We start from the raw sequence: 18,688 nt of genomic DNA, 5'->3' as shown, positions 1-18,688 counted from the left end.
ATAAATCAACCAGCAACTAAAGGTGCTTGAATAAAAAAACAAAAAAATAGGGTAACAAAATAATTATGGTGTTGATATAAAGGTGTAAAAACAAATTAAACCTTAAAACAATACATTATGAAACAATTAAAAAATATTGCATGTCTAGTACTTATAAGTTTATTTACTTTTTCATCTTGCGATAGCGACGATGACGCTACAAACAATGTTTGCGAAAACACTTATGTTAGCTCTATCATTACCAATGTTTTTTCTTCTTCAAACGGTTATGATGATTTACCGGAATATATGGACCTAGAAACGCATGAATACCGTATAAGAATTAATGCCATTGGAGAAATTTGCAGTATTGGATACCAAAATCCAAGTACTTGGACAGGAGATTACATCATGGAGGTAATAAATGAAACCTCAAACACTTCGTATTCTGGATTACACACCTTTTCTCAAGCACAACTGGATTATCAAAACATAACTCCAATTCCTGTAAATACTGGAGATATTATAAAAGTTGTACGCACCATAAACAACTATTCTGCATTAAACGAAACCATAGGGCGTGTGTTGCGAAAAGCAGATTATTCCAACGTTCCATATCCTATTGGTCAGGGAAGTGTTGAGTTTTTAAGTTCAAATTTCTATGGCTCTGGTGGCCCAGTCCAAGATTTTGCCCAGCCTTATATTCCTTTAGGCTTTAAAGTTTATTAAAAACTCCGTCTTCAGGTTTGTGGTTTTTTAAAGTGTCTTTTTGAAACCAAAGTCAACTTAAAAATAATTTGACAGCAAATACTCTTCAAATTTATGAAAGGTCTAAAAAAAATCAAAAAATAGGGTAACAAAACAGTTGCCCTATTTATATAAACATGAATAACAATTTAAATCCTATTTAATTATGAAAACAACAAAGCAAAGTCACAATTTTAAACTTATTAAAAATGTGAACAAAAACACCAAAAAGCTTCTTGGAACCCTTCTAATGGCAAGCTTATTATTTTCAAGTTGTGATACCAACGACGATGTTGATTATGTTCCAGCTCCAGATAGACCGTCAGCTCAAGAGTTTGCCAATATTAGAGAGCAAGCCTTGGAAAACGTAACGCAACATTTTCAATTTAATGCAGAGGATGGCCTTATTTCCTTAACCTCGGACAATGGGGTAACGATTTCAATAAACGGAAACTGTTTAACAAAAAACGGCAATGCTGTTTCTGGAACGGTAGATTTAGAATATGTTGAAGTATTTGAAAAAGGTAATATGTTAACCACAAACAAACCAACCATGGGTTTGATGCCTAATGGAGACAAAGCGCTTTTAATTACTGGAGGCGAATTCTTTCTGGAAGCCACACAAGATGGAGTTCCTTTGGAAACCAACTGTCCTTTACAGCTAAATGTCCCTGCTGGACTTACAGGAGCTCCAGACAACAGCATGATTCTTTGGACAGGCGTTATAGATGAAAACGGAGATCTTACTTGGGATGAAATGGAAGACGATCCAGCTGGTCAAGGCGAAAACGGGGTGTTTGTTGAAGGTACGGAATATTATGCCTTTTTTAATGACTTTGGCTGGACAAACATAGACAGGTTCTATAACGATCCTAGACCAAAAACCACTATTAATGTGGAAGTTCCAGAAGGATACAACAACACCAATAGTGCTGTGTACCTGTCCTACGATGGTGAAGATTCCGGACTAGCACATTTAGACACCTACGATCCTGAATCTGGATTGTTTAGTGAACACTATGGCCAAATACCAATTGGACTGGAATGTCATTTAATATTTGTAACCGAAGAAAATGGCAACTGGAGATATGCTGTAAAGTCCGTTACCATTGCAGAAAACGATATTATTGGTTTTTCATTCAACGAAACAGATACAGCTACAGAAGCAGAACTGACAGTTATTATCAATAATCTACCCTAATTTAACCTAAAGAAAAGCGATGGTTGTAAAGACCATCGCTTTTTGTATTTTAGCAAGAACCTAATTGAATGTATCATGAGATCATTTTTTACTTTTATTCTTTTATGCTGTTGCTTTCAATGGCTTTCTGCACAAAAAGCACGCTCTCAAGATAGTATTCCACGTGTGGCAACGATAATTCATCAAGTAGAAGGGGATGCCATTCAATTTTCACCGGAAACCCCAACCCTAGAACAAATTGCTGGTGCTCCAAAAGCGTTTTATTCATATTATTGGGAATTTGACGATGGCACTTACAGCAAGGAAAAAAACCCGAAACACAGCTATAAAAACCCTGGCGATTACGAAGTGAAGCTTTGGGCCACCAATCATTACGACACTGGAAAACCCCCTAGTTCCAGACCAAAAAAAATAACGGTTACCCAAGCTGATGCTTCAGCAAACGACAGTGCTTCCATGACCGAAGATTTCATGCTTCAACGCAACAGGGAACCGATGCCAGAAGAAGACATTGTTGTGATTATGAGCTATAAAAACTACTTGAATGATACCACAAACGGTAAACTGTTCCTCTTTTACAACGAACATAAATACAAAGCAGACAACTTTATAATGGAAGACATAAGAGCTTACCACAACGAAAAACGCACTCCAAAAGCCAATTTTGTTTACACAAATGCCATAGATGATTTTGAATATTCCTTATTGGCTTCAGCTGAAAAAAATGTTTTAAACCTAAAAGCCAAACCACAGGATTCCACCATAAAAACCAATTTACCATTAACCTTGGAAGAATCGAAATCTTATTACAGGAACTACGAACAATTTGAATTCAACAATTTAAAACCCAATGAAGAGCGCCATTTGTTTTTTACCCTAAAAACACCTCCAGAAATGCTCAAGGACACAAGTGCCATTATTTCCATACGTGGTGTGTATGTGCCAGATGTTAATTTTGACAACCACAAGGTAAAGGACATGGAGATGGAAATTGTAACCTCTCACGATCCCAACAGGATGGCCAGCAATGGTACGTTTATGAGTTATAGAACGGTACGTTTTAAAACCTTAAAGTATAAAATCAAATTTCAAAATAATGGTGAAGGACCAGCAAGAACCATTCGTTTGGAAACCGATATTCCAGACATGTTGGACAAATCGACTATTGAGGTTACAGACATGTATCCCAAATGTGACATCTGCCCAAAAGAAGAAGTAAATTACAGTTGTTTGGATACCACCTTTACAGATACCCAAGCCATTTTCACCTTTAAAAACATATACTTACCAGGTAGTGAACAAAAAAATGTGAAGGAATACGATTCCACCAAAGGCTTTGTTACATACCATATTAAGTTTGCCAAAGATTTTCATAAACAAAAAACCAAAAGCAGGACAGCCATTATCTTTGATAAAAACGAACCCATCATCACCAATTATTCCACAACCAGGTTTGCTCCTGGCATTTCCATAGGAGCCAAAGTGGGCTATAATGCTTTCCCATATCTAAAAAACTCCGAAAGTTACTTTCTTGGTGCCACCATCTCGCCCTATAAATCCTATAGATGGTATTGGCAAGTGGAGCTATTGAACAGTTTTCACAAATACAGTGATGACACTGAAACAACCGATGAATTGGTTGACAGCGGGCAAGGCTTTCTGTTTTTACAACGCACCACAACCAATAACAGCTATCGCAATGTGGACTGGGAAATCCCTGTTCTTGTGCGTTACAACATAAATAATTACATAGGCGTTGGCGCAGGATTGCAAGGCATGTTTAGCATAAGCGAGAAGCAAACCCAAAACGTTTTGGTAGAACAGTTTGAAGGTGTCACTGACAATTTTTTAATGAACAGTGCTACCTATTCCAACGAAAACAAAAACGGCTTTACCAATTTTAGAACAGGCTTGTTAGTCGATGTTACTGCTGGATTTGCTAGAATTGGTCCAAGTATTGGCGCACGATATGTCCTGAATTTTAAACAGGATTTTAGTTATTGGCAATTCTACGCCATTTGGAAATTTTAAAAAACCTATGTGAAACAGCTTCCTATGAAAAAAACATGGTACGGATTATTGATGTTCATGATTTGCCATCTTTCCTTTTCACAACATTTGGAAGAATCCATTTACACGGCTACCGAAACCTTTATAGCCAATAAAAACATACAGTCCCTTGAAACATTAAGTAAACAGGAAGCAACCTTTAAGTCGCAAGTTTCAACAAAAGACGAACACTTGGCATTTGTATTTTTACTTTGCAACAAGGCCTATTATCTAAAAGATATAAACAGGTTCCATCTGGCAATTTCCACCTACGAAACTGCATGGAAGCGTTATAACGATAACCGGCTTTCAAGTATTTCCGATTACGATATAATCGAGTATTGCCTAAAACCTTTGGGGAATTTATACACCAAAACCAACAATTATACAGATGCCGAAAACACCATAAAACAATACCTTTCTTTAGCCAAAGAAAACAAAAACAATACCCAGTACATTGCGGGAATCATAAATCTTTCTGTGCTCTATCAAACGCGTGGCATGCACCAATCGGTTTTGGATTTGATAGATAAAACCAAGCACATTTCAAATATAGAAACCAAACAAAAAGACAAATTAAACGCGCTTAAAGCCTCTAGTTTAATTGCGTTAAACACCTCTATCGCCAATAATTTAGATAATGATGTCATTTTTCCTAATTCTAAAGATATGTTCAACAAACAGCAACTGGAATACGAATTGGCATTGAAAAAAGGGAATTATGAATTGGCTTTAAAACATTTGAATCTTTCAGAAATATTTCAAAAAAAGGATTCGTTAACCAACAGGGACATTGCTAAGCATTTTGTTAAAAAGGCCCAATTACAGTATCTATTGCGTAGTTTTGAGAAAGCCAATCAAAATTTGCAATCGGCACTACACACCTTACTGCCCAATTTAAAACGAAAAACCATTCCTGAAAAAACACATCTATATGCAGAAAACACCTTTATAGATATTTTTGATTTGCTGGCGAGATTACAAAATAGCTCCGAAAAGGCTTTGGCCTATTACGATTTGAGCTTTTATGTATCCGGATTGTTAATAGAAAATCTAACATCCCAAGAATCGATAATCACCAATCAAGTTAGTAACAGAAAACGTAGCGAACATTGTATAGACCTGCTTTTTGAAAGCTATCAAATCCATTCAAACATTGAACTTTTTACGCGAGCCTTACAATATGCCGAAACCCATAAAGCTTATGTTTTAAAGGATGTATCCCGAAAAAAAACGCTCCTGGAGAAACATCCAACAGATACTTTATTGTTAAAAGAACAGCAACTTCTTGTAACACAAGAACAATTAACCAGTGTGTTGATAAAAACGCAATTAGGTTACCAAGCAACGGCAAACGATAGTTTAAACAAGCAGCTTTTGGATATAAGCATGGCTTTAAAAACCCTACAACAACACATTGACGCCACATATCCTGAGGAAAAACAGGCTGTAGATGTCCCTAAAATCCAAAAACAACTTGCATTGGATCAGGCAAACATCGTTATTTATTTTTATGGTGAACGTGCTATTTATCAGTTCATCATATCAGAAAAAAACACGGCTTTCTTAAAAATGACATTAGAGGAAAGTTCTAAAAAATCCCTTACAGATTTCATTCATTTATTCGATACGGCTTCAGCCATCAACAACAACATCCAGGATTTCACCAACCAAGCTTTTAACATGTATCGATTTTTACATTTAAATGAAACCATAACGGCGAAAAACCTCATTATTATTCCAGATGGCTTGTTAAACTTCATGCCATTTGAAGCCTTACTGACAGAAGAGACAACCAGCTTCAATTTTTCGAAAATGCCTTTTTTGGTGACCAAACAACAGGTAGTTTACAATTCTAGTTTGACATTTTATTTAGAAACACCTGAAGTGCCAGAAAACTCTAAGGTTTTAGGTATTTTCCCTGTATTCAAAAACAGCAATCAGCCACTTAGCTACTCTTTGGATGAAGCCAAAGCCATAGAAAAAGAAATGGATGCTACCATGTTTTTTAATTCTGAAGCCACCAAAAACAATTTTTTAAAATCTGCATCAAACCATAACATCTTGCATATCTCTACACATGCAAGCAGTGGCGATTTCATAAACCCAGCTTCTATGGCGTTTTACGACGAGCCCATGCTTTTAAACGAATTGTACAGTTTGAATATCCATCCCGAATTGGTGGTTTTGAGTGCCTGCGAAACAGGAATTGGCAAGTTGCAAAAAGGCGAAGGAGCCATGAGCATTGCCAGGGGATTTCAATATGCTGGTGCCAAAAACATTTTGTTTTCCCTATGGCAAATCAACGATGCTTCTACGGCAAATATGATGTCTTTGTTTTACAAAAACTATAAAAAAACTGCTTCTGCTTCAGTGGCCAACAGACAATCCAAACTATCCTATTTAAAAGACTCATCTATTAGCAACGTAAAAAAATCACCATATTATTGGAGCGCCTTTGTGTACTATGGCAATCCTGTTGATTTTAAAAAAGAAACCCCTAATATGCTTTATTATTTTTTTGCTGCACTAACTGTTATTATTGTTGTATTTTTATACGTCAAAAAACAAAAATGATTATGAGTGACCTGTCGCATTTAAACCTTAAAGACTTTCTTTTGGCAAAAGGCTATACAAAAATTAAGCTCAAGCTAACAAAAACCAATCATTTTGAAATAAAAGCCACCATTAATGGCGTAAAGGGATTGTTTATTTTAGATACAGGAGCATCCAGTTCTTGTGTGGGCTTTGAGGCTGTTGAAACCTTTAAGCTTAAAGCCAAGGATTCTGAAATTAAAGCAGCTGGGGCTGGAGCCACAGACATGCTTACCCAAATATCACAAAAAAACAATTTGAAAATTGGGAGGTGGAAAAAAGATAAAGTGGCACTTGTTTTATTTAATCTAACCCATGTCAATACAGCCTTAACAACACATAATTCCCAACCTGTGGATGGCATTATAGGAGCAGATATCTTAAAAAAAGGAAAAGGCATTATTGATTATGAAAAAAAGTATTTATACCTAAAACTATAAATCCGTTCTGTCTTTTTAACAAAAAAACTTATATTTAATAACTATTTCTACTATTTAAAAACCTATGCAGTCTTCCATTATAATAGCAGACGACCATCCATTAATCCTTAAAGGATTGAATGATTTTCTCTTGGAAAAAAAATACAATGTATTGGCCAGTGCAGTAAACGGCAAAGATGCATTGGAACTTATTGAAACCCATAAACCAGAGATTGCGATTTTAGATATCCAGATGCCATATTATACAGGTTTGGAAATTGCCGAAAAATGCAAAGCCTTAAACTATCAAACCAAGATTGTACTTATTACTTTTGAAAAAGACGAGACCATTTACAAGCAAGCAAAGTCCCTAGGTGTTTATGGGTATGTTTTAAAAGAATTTGCACTTACAGAAATAGAGCAATGTATTGATACTGTATCCAAAGACATCCCATATTTTAGTCCAGAATTATTGTCTTATTTAGAAGTTGAAAGCACACCCAAAGAATTAGAAACCTTAACTCCAACAGAGAAAGAGGTACTAAAACATATTGCTCAAAATAAAACAGCCAAAGAGATTGGAGACTTGATGTTTATATCTAATCGAACTGTAGAAAAACACAAAAGCCATATTATTAAAAAGCTTAATCTTGCTCCTATTCAAAACAGTCTTTTAATCTGGGCTAAAGAAAATCAAACTCTTTTAGAATAAAATATACGTAACGTTACGTATTGTTTGATGTGCTTTTAATCCCGATATTTGCTTTGCTATTAATTAGTTCTTAGGGAGAATTATGAAAGCTCTAGATAAATGTATTTGTCTGGAGCTTTCTTCGTTTATATACTTTAACTAATAAAAATACGTAACGTTACGTATTGTTTGGCATTCAGATTATTAGGATATTTACACTGCTATTAATCAATTACCTTTAAGGGAAAATTTATAAAACTCTGTGTGTTAAAAAGCACAGGGTTTTATTTCCTCTTAAAGATTAAAAGAAGTCCCTTAATCAAAATTTTTAAGTCATGGATGATGAGTATAATTCTATCAACAAATTTTTTATAATTGGATTGGTTATTGTTGTTGTAACGGTTATTTCCATTAATATTCTTGTTAATTTTTTTTAGTTAGTTATTTTCAAGATAAAAGCGCAATCTAAAAATTAGATTGCGCTTCCTTGTTTTTAACCTTCTGAGACTTATTTTTTAAAGTTTCAGCTATTTCCTATAAACAGACAAATATCTCTGGTTATAATTCCAGTGCTTTTTTAATATCGTTGTTCATTAACAACTCTGTTGGGTTTTCCAGAGCTTCTTTAACGGCAACCAAAAACCCTACAGATTCTTTACCGTCTATAATTCTATGGTCGTAAGATAAAGCCACGAACATGATTGGTCTTATTTCCACTTTACCATCAATGGCCACTGGACGTTCCACAATATTGTGCATGCCCAATATACCGCTTTGTGGCGGGTTGATGATTGGAGTGGATAACATACTTCCAAAAACACCTCCATTGGAAATGGTAAAGGTTCCACCTGTCATTTCATCTACAGTTATTTGTCCGTCGCGTGCGCGAATAGCCAAACGTTTCACTTCAGACTCTACGCCTCTAAAAGTTAGGTTTTCGGCATTTCTTATTACAGGAACCATTAAGCCCTTAGGTCCGGAAACGGCTATGGAAACATCCACAAAATCGTAAGAAATCATTTCATTTCCATCTATCATTGAGTTTACGGCAGGATACATTTTCAAGGCTCTCACCACAGCCAAGGTGAAGAAAGACATAAAGCCCAATCCAACTCCGTGTTTGTTTTTAAACGTATCTTTATACTCGTTTCTCAAAGCAAAAATTGGAGACATGTCTACCTCATTAAAAGTGGTCAACATGGCTGTTGTATTTTTGGCTTCAACCAAGCGTTCTGCAACTTTACGACGTAACATAGACATTCTACTTCTTGAAGTTCCTCTGGATCCACCCGTTGGTGTTCCCATAGATGGTACTGCTTTTACAGCATCTTCTTTTGTAACACGACCATCTTTTCCGGTACCAGAAATACTTGAGGCGTCCATGCCTTTTTCGGCTAAAATCTTTTTTGCAGCTGGACTTGCAGTTCCAGTAGCATAGGTTTTGGTTTCTGAAGAGGTCTCTGCTGTGCTAGAAGTGACAGCAGCTTCCTTTTTGGGAGCCTCCTCCTTTTTAGGAGCTTCCTCTTTTATGTCTTCCTTTTTAGGAGCAGAACTTCCGTCTGGTTTCGAAGCACTTGTATCTATTAAACATACAACTGCTCCAACAGCAACAGCATCACCTTCTTCTGCCTTAAGTGTGATGGTACCACTGGCTTCAGCTGGTAATTCCAGTGTTGCTTTATCGCTATCTACCTCGGCAATGGCTTGGTCTTTTTCTACATAATCTCCATCTTGCACCAACCAAGTTGCTATTTCTACTTCTGTAATTGATTCTCCTGGTGAAGGAACTTTCATTTCTAAAATCATAATGATAATTTTATTTGTAACCTATTTGCTTACGTTGTTTTTGTTCTATTTCTTTTTGTCCTTTTGTAATAAATAGTTTAAAGCTTCAGACACATCTTTAAACTGTTTGTTGTATTTGTGTTTATAGTTCTTAAAATACTATCTTCCTATATTTTTAACAACATCTCCCTTAACAGGCAGATAAACTCTCTGTAATTCGCCATTGACCAAAATCTTTTCAAAATACAATTTTCCTCCTGTGGCAATATTCATATCCAAGGTGTTTTGCAAACTTAAATGCAAATGAGGCTCTGATGTATTACCAGAATTACCACATTGCGCCAAAAGTGCTCCTTGTCTTATAAATTGGCCTTCCCTTACAACTATGGATTGATGCTTTAAATGTGCAAACAAAATATATTCTTTGTTGCTGGTCTCTAAAACTATGGTGTTTCCAGTAAGTTGTTCAGGGTTTAATTCTCCAGGTATGTTGTCCTCTACTCCTGTGATCACTTTTACTACTTTAGCATCGCAAGGTGCTATAATTTCTTTTCCAAAAGCAAAGTAACTCTCATTGTTTTTAGGGTCTCCCGTAAAGGATACGCCATCTTTCATTATCAAGATATCGTAAGCATATTTCTGGTTTTCATGGGCTACATGATAGTTTTGATCTTCTGTGGTCCCTCCCCAAAACACAAACCATTCTTCATGAAATGGCAATATCATTTTAGTTGTATTTCGCTCAATAACCTGAAGGTTTTCTGGTTTGTGATAAGTTATTTGCAAGCCACCTATTTTGTTGTTTTTATCTAAATAAACCAACATATCCCTCACTTCTGAGGCAAAAGTTACTTTATAGACATGAGCCAATTCTTTTAAATTTTTAAATTCAGTCTTGGAGATTTTGCCCAAGCTACTATTCAAATCTGCAAAAAAGGTTTTTGTTTTAGTTAAAGGCAAAGCCTTTTTCATATCGTAATTATACATATTATATATGGCATCATAATTTTGCTCATTAAAAAATGACACCAATTCTGACACTTCTTTTTTATAGTTTTCCTGTTCTTGCGAAAAAGAACCTAGAGTAATAAAAAATAATAATATAAATACGCTTTTTTTCATTTAACGTTGATTGTTTTTTGTTTTATCGAACACGTAATCAATGACTTCTTTATGACGTTTTTTAGAACGCACAGTACTTCCTGCTGCAGGAGCTCCGTATGCTCTTCTGGTTGCTGCCCTAAACGTTTTGGCTTCGTCCAGGTGCATTAACATATGACTGTAAGCTCCCATGTTTCTAGGTTCTTCTTGAGCCCAAACCACATCTTCGGCATTTTTGTATTTCTTTAAAATGGCTCTAATATCATCTACTGGAAGTGGAAACAATTGTTCAATTCTCACCAAGGCCATATCTTCCCTTCCTAATTTTTCTTGTTCTTCAAGTAAATCGTAATAGAATTTTCCAGTAACAAATACCAAGGTTTTAATGCTCTCGGCTTTTGCTCTTTCATCATCAATTAACATTCTAAACCCACCATTTGCAAATTCATCTACTGTGGAAACAACCAAAGGATGGCGTAACAAGCTTTTAGGTGTGAACACGATCAATGGTTTTCTAAATTTAGCTTTTACCTGTCTTCTTAACAAATGGAACATGTTTGCAGGTGTAGTACAATCTGCCACATACATGTTATCTTTAGCACAAAGCTGAAGATAACGCTCCATTCTACCAGAAGAATGCTCTGCTCCTTGGCCTTCATAACCATGAGGCAACAACATGACCAGACCATTTTGAAGTTTCCATTTATCTTCGGCTGCAGATATGTATTGATCTATCATAATTTGTGCGCCATTGCTGAAGTCCCCAAATTGGGCTTCCCAAATGGTAAGTGTTTTTGGACTTGCCATAGCGTAACCATAATCAAAACCTAAAACACCATATTCTGACAGCAAGGAATTGTAAATAAAGAATTTCCCTTGTTTGTCACTGATATTATTGTGCAATATAATTTCTTCTTCACTGTCCTCCACTTTTACCACAGCGTGTCTGTGGGAAAAGGTTCCTCTTTCCACATCTTGTCCAGAGATTCTAACATCAAATCCTTCTTCTAGAATAGAACCATAAGCTAAATGTTCTGCCATGGCCCAATCCAGTTTATCTTCGTTAAACATATCTTGTCTGGACTCTACCAAACGGGATATTTTACGTATAAATTTTTTGTCTTTTGGTAATGATGAGAGCACCTTGGCGATTTTAGCCAAACCATCTTTAGGGAAGGTGGTATCTACAGGTTTCATCATTTTATCTTCTTCAACCGTAAAATAATTTTCCCATTCGTTTTGCATGAATGGCGTAATAACGGTTTTGTCTTCTTTTCTTGAGTCTTCTAATTTTTCCTCTAAGGTCGCTTTGTATTCCTCTTCCAACTTATTTACATAAGCTTCATCAACAATCCCTTGAGAAATTAGCTTTTCGGCATAAATCTCCCTTGGATTTTTATGTTTTGCAATGGCTTTGTACAATTTAGGTTGTGTAAAACGTGGTTCATCCCCTTCGTTATGGCCATATTTTCTATAACCCAATAAATCTATAAACACATCGCGTTTAAACTGCATTCTAAAATCCAAGGCAAACAACATGGCGTGAACCACAGCTTCTGCATCATCTGCATTAACGTGCAAAACAGGCGAAAGTGTTACTTTGCCAACATCTGTACAATAGGTACTGGAACGAGCATCTAGATAGTTGGTTGTAAATCCTACTTGGTTGTTTACCACAATATGAATGGTTCCATTGGTTTTATACCCATCCAATTGGGCCATTTGAATGATCTCGTACACCAAGCCTTGACCTGCTATTGCTGCATCTCCATGAACGATAATTGGTAAAACCTGTGATGGGTTTTCAGCATATTTATCGTCTTGTTTGGCTCTAACAATCCCTTCCACTACGGCACCAACGGTTTCCAAGTGCGATGGGTTTGGAGCGATGTTCAAGTTAATTTTCTTTCCAGAATTTGTTATTCTATCGCTAGTCCAACCCAAATGGTATTTTACGTCACCATCAAACACTTCCTGTTCGTAATCTTTGCCTTCAAACTCGCTAAAAATATCCTTGGCCGATTTTCCAAAAATATTGGTCAAGGTACTTAAACGACCACGATGTGCCATTCCCATCACAAATTCCTTAACATCATATTCTGAAGCTTTTTCAATTAAGGCATCCAATGCTGGAATTAAAGACTCGCCTCCTTCCAATGAAAAGCGTTTTTGTCCAACATACTTGGTGTGCAAGAAACTTTCAAAAGAAACAGCTTCGTTTAGCTTTTTAAGGATGTATTTTTTTTGTTCTGCTGAAAAGTTAGGCTGATTGTCGTTAATGTTTAATTTGTCTTGAATCCATTTTATTTCTTCAGGTTTTCTAATGTACATATATTCAACACCTATGGAGCTGCAGTAAATTTTCTCTAAGTGGTTGATGATTTCCTGAAGGGTTTGAGACCCAATCCCAATAACTTCACCTGCACTAAAAACCGTGTTTAAATCGGATTTAGACAAGCCGAAATTCTCAATTTCCAAAGTAGGAGCATATTTTCTACGCTCTCTAACCGGATTTGTTTTTGTAAACAAATGCCCTCTTGTCCTATAGCCATCTATAAGCTTGATTACCTGAAATTCCTTGGTAAGGCTTTCCGAAACATGTTCGCAGGAGGCAGCTTCTACAGGCTGATCTACCATACCATAACTTTCGCTGCCAAAATCGAAGCCTTGAAAGAAGGCTCTCCAACTTGGTTCTACAGAATCTGGGTTTTGTAAATATTGGTCGTATAATTCAGCAAAGTAAGCTGTATGTGCTGCATTTAAGAAGGAATATTTGTCCATATAAAATGAAAAACTAAAACGTTTAAATAAAATTAATACAAAAGTACAACTTTTAGTAAAATTAGATATGCTTTTATTATTTTTATCCAACCTATTTTAACCAAAAACCCTATTATGAAAAAAAAATCCCTTATTATACACGAATCCAGGATGCTTATGCTGTTAATCTGTTTGTTTTCAGCACCTCTTTTTGCACAAGAAAACAATTACAGTCAAAAAAGTGATTTTTGGAATCATGTTCGGTTTGGAGGTGGTATTGGTTTGAGTTTTGGCAACAATTTCTTTAGCGGCACCTTGGCTCCCAGTGCCATTTATCAATTTAACCGACAGTTTGCTTTAGGGTTTGGGTTGAGTGGCACATACAATTCTCAAAAAAATTATTACAAATCCACCATAATTGGAGGAAGTATCATTGGACTTTTTAATCCAATTAATGAGATTCAAATCTCTGCTGAATTTGAAGAAAACAATGTCAGTATTGATTGGGACAGCAGAACAGGCTTTGCTAACGAAAATTATTGGTACCCTTCCTTATTTCTTGGAGCTGGCTATCATGCCAGGAACGTCACCATAGGCATACGTTTTGATGTGCTTTACGACAATTCCAAAAGCACTTATGCAGATCCTTGGATGCCATTTGTACGTGTGTATTTTTAAGAATATTGTTGTTTAAACCACACCTTTTGCCATTCTCTTTGTAGCAGCAAAAAGGTAACCTGTTCTGAAAGTGCCAACACATCGCTACCATCCAGTTGTTTTACTTTGTATTCTGGAACATCTATAATATAAAGCAGGTTTAGGTAATCCATGAATTTTTCCTGAATTAAAATGTAAATGGTTTCGTGCAAGATGAGTTTTAGGCTAGATGGCAAGACATCTTCGTTAAAACTCAAATCGATGTTGGCATATAAAAAATCCTTGTTTAGCTGTTGGACCAATTTATTGTATAAATCCTGTTGCAAGGACGCATCCAAAATCTCTTGAGTTGTTTTTAACTGTTTCATCATCATAAAACCATAGCTTTAAAGCCATTACACATTTCTACCCATTAATTGCTTTCCAAAAGCTATAAGGCCTAATTTATTTTTTTCAGACACATTTAAGTGGTCTAAAACCCTAAAAGCTTTATTGGTATAGGCCTCTATGGCTTTTTTGGTAGCCTCTGCAGAACCACTGGACACAAAAATTTGTTTGGCTGTTTTTATTTTTTCGGAATGGTCTGTGGTGTTCAAGCTGTATAAATGTTGCAGTTCGGTTTTTTTATCTGCTTCAGAAAATTCCACTGCCTTTAAATACAAATAGGTTTTTTTGTTCTCAATAATATCGCCTCCAACTTGTTTTCCAAAGGTTTTTGGATCCCCAAACACATCTAGGTAATCGTCTTGTAATTGAAAGGCAATCCCTAAGTTTTTACCAAATTCATATATAATATCTTGGTCTTCTTTTGTGGCCTGAGCCACTATGGCTCCCATTTTCATGGCTGCACCAACCAAAACAGCTGTTTTGTATTCTATCATTTTTAGGTACTCGGGAATGGTAACATTGTCCCTGGTTTCAAAATCAACATCAAACTGTTGTCCTTCGCAGACTTCCAAAGCTGTTTTACTGAACAATCTGGCCAAAGCCTGAAAAACGTCTGGACTATAATTCTCAAACAATTGGTAAGCCATAATTAACATGGCATCGCCAGAAAGGATACCAGTGTTCAAGTCCCATTTTTCGTGTACGGTTTCCTCACCTCTTCTTAAAGGCGCATCGTCCATAATATCGTCATGCACCAAAGAAAAGTTGTGAAACACTTCAATGCTCAAAGCTGCATCCAGCGCTTTTTTGTAGTCGCAATTAAATATTTCGGCCGTCATTAAAGTTAAAACTGGACGCAAACGCTTGCCTCCTAGTTTTAAAATATAATTTATGGGATTGTATAGAGATTCCGGTTCCCTTGGCTTGATGAAATTGTTTAAATAAGAAACAAAGGCTTCTTGATAAATTGATACTTGTTGCATCAAACAAAAATAGTGCAATTAAAGATACTTTTGCAATAAGTTTTTTGAATATTAACAAATTGTTAAAACTTTGGAAACTTTTTAGGTTTTTATAGTTTCCTATTGTACATTTGCCTCCTATTATGAGAGACAAGATACTTATTAATGCAGCAGACATGTTTTTAAACTATGGGTTTAAAAGCGTAACAATGGATGATATTGCCAATAAAATTGGGATATCTAAAAAAACCATTTACCAACATTTTGACACCAAAACCAAATTGGTGGAAGCTACTACGCTATACATGTTTGAATTTATTTCGCATGGCATAGATTGCATTTGTGCTTTAAACAAAAGCCCTATTGATGAAATTTACGAGATAAAAAAATTCACCATGGAGCACTTAAAGGATGAAAAATCGTCGCCACAGCACCAACTTCAAAAATACTATCCAAAGATTTTCGAAAAGTTAAAAACCAATCAATTTTGTATCATGCAAGACTGTGTCACAAACAACCTTGCACGTGGTGTGGCAGAAGGGTATTACCGAAAATCCATTGATATTGAGTTTATTTCCAGGCTATATTTTAACACCATGATGTGCTTAAAGGACCCAGACTTATTTCCATTGAACGATTTTTCCATGAGAACCTTAATGGATAATTTTTTAGAGTATCACATTCGTGGAATCAGCACAGAGAAAGGAATAGATAAACTAAACAGTATTATAAACACCAAACAAAACCACTAAAACTTACGTTCTAACAAACATGAAACACAAATCACTAGTAATAATTATGTTATGCTTTACTTCTTGGTTATTTGCCCAAGAAGTTCCAAGTAGTTTCACGCTACAAGAAGCCATAGATTTTGCTTTGGAAAATAACAGACTGGCAAAAAACGCCGTTAGGGACATTGAAGCTGTAGAAAAACAAAAATGGGAAACCACAGCCACAGGATTACCACAAATAAATGGCGCTGTAGATTACCAAAATTGGCTTAAGCAACAAGTGTCTTTACTGCCAGCAGAAATTGCTGGTGGGGAACCTGGCACCTTTGTACCTGTAACCTTTAGCCCAAAACAAAGTGTTAATGCCATGGCAACCCTAAATCAATTATTGTTTGACGGCTCTTATATTGTAGGCTTACAATCGGCAAAAGTGTATTTGGAAATCTCAAAAAATGCCAAGACCAAAACCGATTTGGAAGTCCGTCAAGCTGTAATAAATGCCTATGGCAATGTGTTATTGGCTGAAGAAAACTTACAAATAGTCAATAAAAACATAGAAGTACTTGAAATAAACCTTGACGAAACCACCAAGATCTATGAAAATGGTCTTGCTGAAGAAGAGAGCGTCGAACAACTGCAAATTACCTTAACCAGTTTGGAAAACTATCAAAACAATGTAGAACGTATAAAGGATTTATCATATAAAATGTTCAACATTACCTTGGGAATAGATTTATATGAAAACACTGTTTTAACAGATTCCCTTGAAAGTTTGACCCTTCAAAATATTTCTTTGGAATTATTGGAAGCCAATGAAAGTATTGAGAACAATATAGATTATCAAATTGCCAAAAACCAGGAAGTATCCAAAGAACTGCTTTTAAAATTAGAGAAAAGCACATTTTTACCTAGTTTAAGTGCCTTTGTTAATGCTGGCTACAGTGGATATGGCGAAAAATTTGAATTCACCACCAATAACCAGGAATGGTATGGGTCTTCACTTTTGGGTGTTAGCATGTCCATTCCCATTTTTAGTTCTGGCATGCGCAGTGCTGCTACACAACGTGCCAAAATAGATTTGGAAATTGCCAAAGAAGAACTAACGCAAACAGAACAACAGCTTAAATTTGATATAGCAAATGCAAAGAGCAATTATCGGTTTGCCATAGAAGAATTCGAAAACAAACGTCAAAACTTAAATCTGGCCGAACGTATTGAGCAAAAAAACCAAACCAAATTTTTTGAAGGGATCGCGTCCAGTTTCGATTTAAGACAAGCACAAACCCAACTTTATACTGCACAACAGGAATATTTGCAATCCATGTTCGATGTGATTGCCAAAAAAGCCGAGTTAGAAACCATACTAAACACTGTAAATTACTAAGCCATTAATTATATAACACTCATGAAAAACATACATCTCCTCTTTATTCTTGCCGTTCTTATTAGCTCTTGTGGTGATAAGGAAGCAAAATCATTTGAAAAAGTCCTAGCTTCTGATAATGTATCGGAACTAAAAGAAAAACGCAACGAAATAGATGCCAAACAACAACAACTGAACGAACAAATAAGCTTGCTTAATGAAAAAATAGCGCAATTGGACACGGTTAGGAAAGTTCCTTTAATTACCACCATTAAAGCCAAGCAGGAAGTATTTAACCATCATTTGGAAATTCAAGGGAACGTTACAACCAAAAACCTGTTGGTTATCACACCTGAATTTAATGGCATTTTAACCAATGTGTATGTTAAAGAAGGTGAAAAGGTGCGTCAAGGACAGCTATTAGCTAAAATTGACGATGGAGGCCTAAGTCAGCAATTGGCACAATTGGAAATTCAAGCCAATTTAGCCAAAACCACTTTTGAACGTCAAAAACGTTTGTGGGACCAAAATATTGGGAGTGAAATTCAATACTTACAAGCCAAATCCACCTACGAGTCTCAAGCCGAATCTGTAAACCAGTTAAAGCAACAAATAGCCAAAACCAATGTAACGGCTCCTTTTTCGGGAACCATAGACGATGTGATTACAGAGCAAGGAAGTGTGGTAGCTGCTGGACAAACACCTCTTATTCGTCTTGTAAATTTGGAAGACATGTACATTGAAACCGATGTGCCGGAAGGCTATATAACCAATGTTACCAAAGGCAAAAATGTTATAGTGGAATTTCCTGTATTGGGAAAAACCATCGAGACCAAAGTACGCCAAGCAGGAGATGTTATCAATCCTGCAAACAGAACCTTTAAAGTGGAAGTTGGTATACCAAACGAAGACAAATCCATTAAACCAAACCTAACAGCACGTTTAAAAATTAACGACTACACCAATCCAGAAGCGATTCTTATACCACAAAGCATTATTTCAGAAAACGCAGAAGGGGAGCAATATGTGTATGTTGTTACCAATAAAAACTCCAATGGTGAAGCAGATGCCAAACGCATTATCATTAAAACCGGAAGAACCCAAGGAGATGTCATAGAAGTGCTTGAGGGCATTGACGATGGCGCAGAAATCATCAAGGAAGGTGCACGAAGCGTTAAGGATGGACAAATTGTGAAAGTGATCAATTTACCAAACCAAGACGAGACAACCGATAATTCTAACGACTAAAAAGTAACATTCA

15 protein-coding genes are annotated in these 18,688 nt (G+C 36.0%); 10 read left to right on the top strand and 5 right to left on the bottom strand.

From position 1 onward, the window contains the following. Positions 1 to 117 precede the first annotated feature (117 nt). From AACY93_RS06530 to AACY93_RS06505, 6 genes are all read left to right on the top strand, one after another. Positions 118 to 708: a hypothetical protein gene (locus tag AACY93_RS06530; protein ID WP_286854615.1), complete on the top strand. Its 591-nt coding sequence runs from the start codon at positions 118 to 120 to the stop codon at positions 706 to 708. A gap of 184 nt (positions 709 to 892) precedes the next feature. Continuing rightward, positions 893 to 1,927 carry a hypothetical protein gene (locus AACY93_RS06525; protein WP_007647699.1) on the top strand — a complete coding sequence of 345 codons (1,035 nt, stop codon included), beginning with the start codon at positions 893 to 895 and terminating at the stop codon, positions 1,925 to 1,927. A 75-nt stretch (positions 1,928 to 2,002) separates the two neighbouring features. Further along, positions 2,003 to 3,958: a PKD domain-containing protein gene (locus AACY93_RS06520; RefSeq protein ID WP_286854614.1), complete on the top strand. Its 1,956-nt coding sequence runs from the start codon at positions 2,003 to 2,005 to the stop codon at positions 3,956 to 3,958. A gap of 24 nt (positions 3,959 to 3,982) precedes the next feature. After that, positions 3,983 to 6,553 carry a CHAT domain-containing protein gene (locus tag AACY93_RS06515; protein ID WP_286854613.1) on the top strand — a complete coding sequence of 857 codons (2,571 nt, stop codon included), beginning with the start codon at positions 3,983 to 3,985 and terminating at the stop codon, positions 6,551 to 6,553. Between the two features lie 2 nt (positions 6,554 to 6,555). Beyond that, the gene (locus AACY93_RS06510; protein ID WP_286854612.1) at positions 6,556 to 7,011 is read left to right on the top strand and encodes a retropepsin-like aspartic protease; all 456 of its coding nucleotides are present in this window, start codon (positions 6,556 to 6,558) and stop codon (positions 7,009 to 7,011) included. 64 nt (positions 7,012 to 7,075) lie between these two features. Next, complete coding sequence (locus AACY93_RS06505; RefSeq protein ID WP_287006131.1) at positions 7,076 to 7,702, top strand: response regulator transcription factor; 627 nt, start codon at positions 7,076 to 7,078, stop codon at positions 7,700 to 7,702. Positions 7,703 to 8,239: 537 nt separating this feature from the next. Here the strand turns inward: AACY93_RS06505 and odhB are convergent. The 3 genes from odhB to AACY93_RS06490 form a co-directional block, all read right to left on the bottom strand. Continuing rightward, positions 8,240 to 9,487 (bottom strand): 2-oxoglutarate dehydrogenase complex dihydrolipoyllysine-residue succinyltransferase, encoded by a 1,248-nt coding sequence (gene odhB, locus AACY93_RS06500; RefSeq protein ID WP_287006130.1) that lies wholly within the window; start codon positions 9,485 to 9,487, stop codon positions 8,240 to 8,242. 138 nt (positions 9,488 to 9,625) lie between these two features. After that, positions 9,626 to 10,588 (bottom strand): M23 family metallopeptidase, encoded by a 963-nt coding sequence (locus AACY93_RS06495; RefSeq protein ID WP_287006128.1) that lies wholly within the window; start codon positions 10,586 to 10,588, stop codon positions 9,626 to 9,628. Next, positions 10,589 to 13,348 (bottom strand): 2-oxoglutarate dehydrogenase E1 component, encoded by a 2,760-nt coding sequence (locus AACY93_RS06490; protein WP_287006126.1) that lies wholly within the window; start codon positions 13,346 to 13,348, stop codon positions 10,589 to 10,591. It abuts the gene before it with no gap. Positions 13,349 to 13,462: 114 nt separating this feature from the next. Between AACY93_RS06490 and AACY93_RS06485 the strand changes: the two genes are divergently transcribed. Then, positions 13,463 to 14,005: an alpha-ketoglutarate decarboxylase gene (locus AACY93_RS06485; RefSeq protein WP_286854608.1), complete on the top strand. Its 543-nt coding sequence runs from the start codon at positions 13,463 to 13,465 to the stop codon at positions 14,003 to 14,005. Here the strand turns inward: AACY93_RS06485 and AACY93_RS06480 are convergent. Then, the gene (locus AACY93_RS06480; protein ID WP_286854607.1) at positions 14,002 to 14,358 is read right to left on the bottom strand and encodes a hypothetical protein; all 357 of its coding nucleotides are present in this window, start codon (positions 14,356 to 14,358) and stop codon (positions 14,002 to 14,004) included. The two genes, AACY93_RS06485 and AACY93_RS06480, sit on opposite strands and share 4 nt — an antisense overlap. A 21-nt stretch (positions 14,359 to 14,379) precedes the next feature. Continuing rightward, positions 14,380 to 15,354: a polyprenyl synthetase family protein gene (locus AACY93_RS06475; RefSeq protein ID WP_286854606.1), complete on the bottom strand. Its 975-nt coding sequence runs from the start codon at positions 15,352 to 15,354 to the stop codon at positions 14,380 to 14,382. Between the two features lie 122 nt (positions 15,355 to 15,476). On the opposite strand from AACY93_RS06475, the gene AACY93_RS06470 reads away from it, so the two are divergent. From AACY93_RS06470 to AACY93_RS06460, 3 genes are read left to right on the top strand one after another with little or no spacing between them, the layout of a single operon-like run. Further along, positions 15,477 to 16,085, top strand: coding sequence for a TetR/AcrR family transcriptional regulator (locus AACY93_RS06470; RefSeq protein ID WP_040491315.1), 609 nt, complete (start codon positions 15,477 to 15,479; stop codon positions 16,083 to 16,085). 19 nt (positions 16,086 to 16,104) lie between these two features. Further along, positions 16,105 to 17,448, top strand: a complete 1,344-nt coding sequence (locus tag AACY93_RS06465) for a TolC family protein (RefSeq protein ID WP_286854605.1) — start codon at positions 16,105 to 16,107, stop codon at positions 17,446 to 17,448. Between the two features lie 21 nt (positions 17,449 to 17,469). Continuing rightward, positions 17,470 to 18,675, top strand: a complete 1,206-nt coding sequence (locus AACY93_RS06460) for an efflux RND transporter periplasmic adaptor subunit (RefSeq protein WP_286854604.1) — start codon at positions 17,470 to 17,472, stop codon at positions 18,673 to 18,675. Positions 18,676 to 18,688: the final 13 nt, after the last annotated feature.

Origin of the sequence: uncultured Xanthomarina sp. (assembly GCF_963971605.1) — a bacterium.
In the GTDB taxonomy this organism is placed as follows: Bacteria; Bacteroidota; Bacteroidia; order Flavobacteriales; family Flavobacteriaceae; genus Xanthomarina; species Xanthomarina gelatinilytica.
The sequence above is the reverse complement of the archived record's forward strand: the minus strand, read 5'-3'. Positions and strand labels throughout refer to the sequence as shown.